The organism is Algoriphagus litoralis, assembly GCF_003259255.1.
Lineage (GTDB): Bacteria > Bacteroidota > Bacteroidia > Cytophagales > Cyclobacteriaceae > Algoriphagus > Algoriphagus litoralis.
The window spans coordinates 1-7567 of record NZ_QGOL01000037.1 but is presented as its reverse complement, the minus strand read 5'-3'; the positions used below and the strand labels follow the sequence as shown (position 1 = coordinate 7567).

The window sequence follows — 7567 nt, the reverse complement described above, 5'->3', positions numbered from 1 at the left end:
ATCATGGATCAAGAAGGAGTTTCTGCGGAATGACCTTGATTTTCTAAAACACACAAACCGCGACAGAGAAAATGCCGTAGGCATGTCCGAAAAATAGCCTAGGGTTTTAACCATGGGATTTAAAAGCGAAATTCCGTTTCGCCTCGGCGCAGAAATATTGGGAGAAAAGGAATGTCGATGCCGAGGTGGGGTTCAATTATAAATGATCAATTTTCAATGATCAAGGGAAAAGTGCTGAGTTGTAAGTAAGCTGGTAAAAAGGCTGAAGGCCTGGAATTATAATAGCCCGGGGTTTTAACCCCGGGTAAAAAATGAGCCCGGTATTCCAACCTCGGCGCAGAAGGATTGGGAGAAAAAGAAAGCCGATGCCGAGGAGGTAAAGAGAATTTGGTGGGAAAAGGAAATTTACCAAGCAATTTGAAGATTGGATAGAAGTTCGATTTTTCATTAAAAAATCAATCCCCCTTACCCCCTTTTTAAAGGGGGAGTTATGGCGGAAGGATAGCCCGGGGTTTTAACCCCGGGTAAAAAATGACCCCGGTATTCCAACCTCGGCGCAGAAGGATAGGGAGAAAAGGAATGTCGATGCCGAGGAGGGGTTCAATTATTGTCGGATTTCAAATTCTTTGTTTAGACCTTTAAATTGGCCTCCATTGAAGGATTTATGGCTTTGGATATTTTTTTCCTTTGTCACTTTTTGACGCAAAAAGTAACCAAAAACTTCGGGCCCCAGTCATTTCTTCCAATCGGTAGTCTTTGATGCAAGACAAATACAGATAGGCGATTGGATTTTTGGTGCTTGCTATTGGATTAACCAATTCAATCCCGACTGAAAAAAAAATAACCGATGGTTTGGTATCAATTCACTACATGGACAATCTGAACCTCATCCCCCATGCTAATCCTCAAGGTCAAATGGCCTCTGGGTAAATTGGGGAAAACATGATTCAAATTAATCGTTTCGGAATTTAGATTCTGAAATGTTAGGCTTTGAAAGTAATTCCCTCCATTAAAGACGTCCAAAATCATTGCCCCATCATTTGCTTCCATTTTTCCCAAGTATTTAAGGTTCAGGTCCCTGCCCAAAGAAGGATTCGGATAGACAATCCAATGGTTTTTATTTTCCATATCCTCTACCCTGATCATTTTCACAATGCTGTAATCGACATCTTGACCCGATTTTCTTACAATCCTGTAATAAAACATCTCCTCCTCCATGGGAATAGCAGTATCCGAAAAATGGTATATCTGAGTCTCTCCTATTGAATTGATTTTTTGAACACTGCCAATCTTGGAAAAATCTTCAATACCTCCGGCGCCCCGCTCTATCTCAAAATATCCGTCGCCACCTTGGTTTTTGACCTCCCAACTGACTTTGATCGCTGACCTATCCCCTAAAAGATCTATTGACCTCCAATAACTGTTTAGCACTCCGGCAATGTCCAACTCATACGAAACGGTCTGGGTACATCCATTTTGATCCGTCACAACTAAGGTGTAAAGCCCATTGCTTAGGTTAAAAATATTCATCGAGGTGCTGGTAAAGCCATTGGGACCTGTCCAGAAATAGGAATAGGGTGCGGTTCCGCCTGTTACGCTTTCCACATAGATGATTCCTGAACTTTCATCAATCTTGGTGGGGAAAATTGTCACCTGTATCCCAAAATTCGGATCTATAAAAATATCCTTTGTAATGGTTGTGATCGATGTATCATCATTCACTGTCAGTACAATTGGATAAGTGCCTGTGCTTGGAAAGTTAAACAGCGGATTTTCCGAAGCTGAATCCTCTAGTCCATCATTGTCAAAATCCCAGGAATAGGAGTAATTGTATGGAGGCGTTCCTCCGATGGTTTGGTTGGAAAATTGAATCGTGGTATTGCAAACTCCATTACTTACAAAATCAAATTTTGGAAACAATGGGACTACTGCCGTGAATCCTTGGAGATTTCCGTAGCATTGGGAATTTATATTGTTCTTATCACTGATGGTGCAAGTTGAATTGGCCTTGGCAGTCCCTGTATCCCAGTGAATAAAAATGTTACGAATATCAATGACGTCGCCCCAATTCCATGAAAAATCCCGCACTTTGATCCATATTCCCTGAACTGCCTGAGTTCCCGAAAAGAGACATTCGTATTGGTCCACCTGAGTTAAAACCCCATTGACATACACATCAAAGTAAAATCTCAGATTGTATCCATTGGTGGATGAGCCACCAAGCATGACCCATAATTCCCCATTGACTAACTCTCCAAGTTCGTAATCGTCAATGACCGTAAAGGGTAATCCATTATCATCCCGAAGCTCAAAACCCGCAACAGTAAAGTTATTTTGCGAACATTGCCCACTGCTTAAAAGCGGATTTCCCAACGCCAAAACAAACAAGGTGAAGGAAAAAAGGAGCCTGAGTTTTAATATCAATTTCATAAGGCGGTCTTGCACTTTAAAATTCATATTAGGATTCTACAAGTAAAATAAACCAAAAAATCGATTCTCAAACACCCTATAAAAACCTAGAAAATAAATGAAAAACAGCATTTTTGATGAAATTAGCTGCTATCTTCACTAAAGTGAACACAAAATTCAATTTCTTGGATATGTTAAATTCTCACTTTTTTTTATTCAAAAACATTTATTTTTCCAGATAGGGAGAATTACTGATTGGTGAAGGTTTGGGGGTAAAAAAATCTCCTCACCTGATTTCTTTTGGATGAAAACTTTTGACCTGTTGAAATGGATTTTCTTCCTCCTATGTCTTCAAAAAATTCGGATGGAGCCTAGAATAAAAATTCCCTTCGGATCGGTTTTTACTAGCTAAAGTCCACCAAGACTTCTAAACCTCTCAAAGGTGCGCTTGGAAGAAAAGCTGGCTGGGGCTGGAATCTCCTACCCGAAAGGTGGAATTTGGAAAAGCTGCATTTTTCAAAATCATCTTATCAATAGACTAGAACCAATTCCCAATACCTTGAAGGAACTTTTCGGTAGCCTTCAGGCTTGACTAAGCATAGAGATCTCTTCCTCTTTGCGATGTGGCATGTGCTCTTGATTCGATTGAAAAAATAAAATTTCATACATTTATTGTAGTGAAGCATTTCAGAAACCCTATCGGCCTCGTTTTTTTATTGAGCCTGAGCTTAGTGCTTGGTCCGGTTTTCAGTTATGCCTATGGAATGAACACAGGTGAAAAAGCCCATTCTTCCTGCTCCAAGGATCAAGCCCAAGAAGTGGAAATGAATTGTTGTAATTCCGGTTCCTGCGGAATGGAAAGCGGAAAAAGGGATTCAGAAAACCATTGCTCCCATGGGGTTTGCCAATGCAACCTGTCGTTTTCTACGCTAAGCATTCCTGTTCCGGTCGAAGTTAAATTAGGCGCTAGTTTGGCCCCGATTTCAATCTCAAAATTCAAGTACAAGCAATCCTACCTCTCTTCAGGATATTTTTCAATCTGGCAACCGCCCAAAATAAGCTAGAATCAAAGCCTACGGGCCACAGGAGTGTCTTTTCGAAAACAGAATGCGGTTTTCGCCTTCGCTCTTTTCTTATCCTTTCAAAAAAAACTGCCTGAGATCCTGCCTTTCTGAGAAATGCAGGCCTAAATCCTAATTCAGGTCAAAGGAGGATTGTTAGCCATACAAGCCTCTATTTTCAACCAAAAAACTATACCTAAGCATGAAATCATTCCTCAAAATATCTATGGTACTCGCCTTGACGCTGGTATCACTTTATGGTTTTGCACAAATCAAAAATCCCCAAACCGAAGAAGTCAATGTATCGGGTAATTGTGCAATGTGCAAAAGCACCATTGAAAAAGCCGGGAACCTCAAAAATGTAGCTGAGGTAATCTGGGATAAAGACACCAAAATTGCTGTTCTTACCTTTGACAGCAATCAAACCTCCGAAGAAGAAATCCTCAAACGGATTGCACTGGCCGGTTATGATAGCGAATCATTCCTTGCTCCTGATGATGCTTATGCTAAACTGCCGGAATGCTGCCAATATACCCGGTCCCTCAAGCCTCAATCCTCCAACGAAGCTTCAGCCTCGGATCATGGAATGCACCATGATTCCATGAATTCAGGCACCATGGTTCCTTCGGCTCAGGACTTGTCTGAACTGAAACCGGTCTTAGCCTTGTATTTCCAGTTGAAAGATGCACTGGTAGCAACAGATGCTGAAGCAGCAAAGTCAAAAGCTGCTGCGCTTCAGGAGGCCATTCAAGCTGTAGATATGAAAAAACTCTCAGGCGAAGAACACAGTGTTTGGATGGCTATCCTAAAGGATGTAAACGCGATCACTGCAAAAATCTCCGATGCCAAAGATATCGCTGAGCAACGGATGGCATTTGCAGCGCTTTCACCATCTATGTATCAATTGGTAAAAGTTTCCCCACTGGACATGCCCGTGTATTACCAGCAGTGCCCCATGTACAACAAGGGAAAAGGTGCCAACTGGCTAAGTCAGGAAGCTGGGGTAAAAAACCCCTTCTACGGCTCCCAAATGCTGAACTGCGGAAGTACAGTTGAGACCATCAAGTAATCCCTTTGCCCTTCGGGTTTTTGCGCTCCCGCAAATCGCTTCGCAATATCCTCGTTGAGGTGAGCAGCCTGGATGAGCTGAACTTCTGTTGGCTGGAATTTTCAGTATCACTTTGGAAAAACCGCCTCAGGAATCAAACCTGAAGGGCAGGGAATTAACCTAAAGGATCCCCCGCATGCAGATGCAGCTGCTGCATCGCTGCAGGAATATTCACCTTGAATCCCAAACCGGACTATCTCATGAAACATCCAAATCAAAACAAACCTTATCGAACATTTTTGATGATGCTGGCCTGCTCCTTTATGGCCATGTACTTCACCATGTATTTGAATACCTATGAATTAAATCATGTCTACTTCAGCCTGACACGATTTTACATGACCTGCATGGGTATTTCTGCTATGGCAGTCATCATGTGGCTCTTTATGCGAAACATGTATCCCAACAAAGCGAAAAATAGAACAATACTGATTGGCAGCTTTGTCCTTTTTCTTTCAGCCTTTGGTTTGGTACGGACACAGGCACCCATCGTGGGAGATAAATTGTGGATGGAAGCCATGATCCCGCACCATTCCATTGCGATCCTCACCAGTGAACGGGCCAACATTCAGGACCCGGAAGTCAAGGAATTGGCCAAGAGCATCATTGAGGCCCAATGCCGGGAAATTAAAGAAATGAAAACCATGATCAATCGATTGGAAAATGAGCAATAAAACCCTGTTTTTCACTTTGATTCTGGTATTGGTAGGGTTCCAGGTAGAAGCACAAAAGGTTGTTCGCTACGAACTCCATGTCCGTGATACTTTGGTTAATTTTGCTGGAAAATCCAAAAGAGCCATAGCAGTCAACGGGCAGATTCCTATGCCCACCCTTACTTTTACCGAAGGGGATACGGCCGAGATTGTGGTACACAACCACCTGGAGGAAAGCACTTCCTTGCATTGGCATGGGGTTTTTCTTCCCAACAAAGAAGACGGAGTACCTTGGCTTACCCAGAAACCAATCAAGGCGGGTTCGACCTATACCTATCGCTTTCCCATCAAACAGAACGGAACCCACTGGTATCACTCTCATTCCGGACTGCAGGAACAGATCGGAATGTATGGAAGCTTTGTAATGGAAAAAAGAAAAGAGGACGACAGCTTTCGAAAGGGAATCGATGACCTTCCCACCGTACCGGTCATCCTGAGTGAATGGACCAACCTGAAACCGGAAAACATCAACCGAATGCTGCACAATGCAAATGACTGGGCAGCCATAAAGAAAAATGCCACGCAGTCCTATGCAGAGGCCATCCGGGAGGGACACTTCAAAACCAAGCTGACAAATGAGTGGAAACGGATGCTGGCTATGGATGTGAGTGATGTGTATTACGACAAAATACTAATCAACGGCAGCCACAGTTCCGAGTTGAAAACTGTACCTGGCCAAGCTCTCAAAGGAGGAGACAAAATCAGATTGCGGATCTCGAATGCCGGGGCTTCCTCCTATTTCTGGCTTCGGTATGCCGGAGGCAAAATCACAGTGGTGGCAAATGATGGAAATGATGTGGAGCCCGTGGAAGTGGATCGACTGATCATTGCGGTTTCCGAAACCTATGACATCGTATTAACCCTTCCCGAAAATGGGGTGGCTTACGAATTGCTAGCCACGACCGAGGACCGAACCCAATCTGCCAGTATCTACCTGGGCGATGGCATCAAGCAGCTCATTTCACCTCTTCCCCGTCTGGATTATTTTGAAGGCATGAAGATGATGAATGACATGATGAAAATGAATGGAGACCTGGACGATATGGGCATGAAAATGAGCCTAAACCAGATGGATATGAATGCGGTCATGTATTCAGAAATCACAGGTGGCGACATGCCGATGCAGGATCACTCCCATCACACCGGTAATGCCGATAATCAGGAAAACCGGTACAAGCCTAATGCCCTAGGACCCATCCAGACGCTGAACTATGCCATGTTGGAATCCCCAACTTCAACACTACTTCCTGAGGATGCACCGGTGAAAGAGCTTCAATTTACGCTCACTGGAAATATGAACCGGTATGTATGGAGCATGGACAACAAGGTACTCGCTGAGACGGACAAAATTCCAGTCAAAAAGGGGGAAATCCTTCGCATCACGCTGTACAACAATTCCATGATGCGACACCCCATGCATTTGCATGGCTTCGATTTCCGGGTAATTAATAGAAAGGGCGAAAAATCACCGCTCAAAAATGTCCTCGACATTATGCCTATGGAAACCGATACCATCGAGTTTTTGGCTAATGAAGAAGGGGATTGGTTTTTCCACTGCCATATTCTTTACCATATGATGGCAGGCATGAACCGTGTCTTTGCTGTGGGTGACTACCAAAATCCCAACTTGCCTGACAAAAAAGAGGCCTATTCCAAACTGCAGATGGAAAGCAATATGCCCCATCTCATGGCCCAAAATGACTTTGCCACCAATGGGAATGATGGAGAAGCCATGCTTCAAAATGCCCGATGGAGTTTGGGCACAGAGTGGCGCTTGGGCTATTCTGACATGCATGGCTATGAAGTGGAAACCCATGTAGGACGTTATCTCGGAAAAATGCAGTGGCTCATGCCCTTTGTGGGATTTGACTGGCGCTATCGAAAAATGGGGAGGGACGAACAGGAAACCAACCTTTTTGGTCAAGATAATGGCAAAGATGAGCGGAGTGCCTTCAGTATTGGTCTACGGTATACCCTACCCATGCTGGTAAATCTGCAGGCCGAAGTGTATCAGGACGGTATTTTTCGTTTGACGCTGATGCGGGAAGATATTCCTGTCTCAAAGCGATTACGGGCTGGATTTATGGTTAATACGGATCGGGAATACATGGCCGAACTGAAATATATCATTTCCAAAAACATAGGAATCCGAACCCATTATGACAGTGATATGGGTGCAGGCCTAGGTCTTTCACTGAATTATTAGCGGATAGAGGTTTCCAAAAAGTTAGGCGGTGTTAAAGATTGGATAGGGAGAAAAAGAAAGCCGATGCCGA

4 protein-coding genes are annotated in these 7567 nt (G+C 43.6%); 3 read left to right on the top strand and 1 reads right to left on the bottom strand.

Annotated elements, in window-relative coordinates; genetic code table 11:
• Positions 1-858: 858 nt before the first annotated feature.
• Complete coding sequence (locus DK188_RS21110) at positions 859-2430, bottom strand: PKD domain-containing protein (RefSeq protein ID WP_157963328.1); 1572 nt, start codon at positions 2428-2430, stop codon at positions 859-861.
• Between the two features lie 1242 nt (positions 2431-3672).
• On the opposite strand from DK188_RS21110, the gene DK188_RS21100 reads away from it, so the two are divergent.
• The 3 genes from DK188_RS21100 (at position 3673) to DK188_RS21090 (ending at position 7497) form a co-directional block, all read left to right on the top strand.
• Entirely contained in the window at positions 3673-4539 is an 867-nt protein-coding gene (locus tag DK188_RS21100; protein ID WP_111672845.1) for a DUF3347 domain-containing protein, read from the top strand.
• A 239-nt stretch (positions 4540-4778) separates the two neighbouring features.
• Entirely contained in the window at positions 4779-5252 is a 474-nt protein-coding gene (locus tag DK188_RS21095) for a DUF305 domain-containing protein (protein ID WP_111672844.1), read from the top strand.
• Positions 5242-7497: a multicopper oxidase family protein gene (locus DK188_RS21090; RefSeq protein ID WP_111672843.1), complete on the top strand. Its 2256-nt coding sequence runs from the start codon at positions 5242-5244 to the stop codon at positions 7495-7497. The genes DK188_RS21095 and DK188_RS21090 overlap by 11 nt, the downstream gene beginning before the upstream one ends.
• Positions 7498-7567: the final 70 nt, after the last annotated feature.